Raw genomic sequence first — 503 nt, forward strand, 5'->3', positions numbered from 1 at the left:
TGAGCAGGCTGTTGAGCCAGGTGATTTCTGCATAGCCAGACTTGGGGGTGATGAGTTTACCTTCAAGAAACTGATCAGGGATAGCGGTCAGGTGTTTTTACAACCACTAAACCCACAGTACCCAATGATCCCATGCAATGAGAGTTGTTCCGTTGTGGGGAAAGTTATCGCTAGTCAGTGGCCTGAAGAGACGTTTGGCTGATCGGCAAGGTGTTCTGGTCGGCGCATAGCTGATAACAATTGAGCAAGAATCTTCATCGAATTAGGGGAATTTTCACTCCCCTCAGAACATAACATAGTAAATGGATTGAATTATGAAGAATGGTTTTTATGCGACTTACCGCAGCAAAAATAAAGGGAAAGATAAGCGCTCAATAAACCTGTCTGTTTTCCTTAATTCTCTGCTGGCTGATAATCATCACCTGCAGGTTGGCTCCAATTATTTGTATATTCATAAAATCGATGGAAAAACTTTTCTCTTTACCAAAACAAATGACAAGAGT

2 protein-coding genes are annotated in these 503 nt (G+C 41.9%); both read left to right on the top strand.

Features of this window, described 5'->3' with window-relative positions; all coding sequences use genetic code 11:
• On the top strand, nt 1–202 hold a 202-nt coding region (locus ABEA87_RS42465; RefSeq protein WP_001686262.1), incomplete at its 5' end, for a LexA family protein.
• A 112-nt stretch (nt 203–314) separates the two neighbouring features.
• Nucleotides 315–503: hypothetical protein (locus ABEA87_RS42470; protein ID WP_425571050.1), on the top strand; the 189-nt coding region annotated here is incomplete at its 3' end.

The sequence above is a fragment of the Rugosimonospora acidiphila genome (genome assembly GCF_039543385.1).
GTDB classification, from domain to species: Bacteria; Actinomycetota; Actinomycetes; order Mycobacteriales; family Micromonosporaceae; genus Rugosimonospora; species Rugosimonospora acidiphila.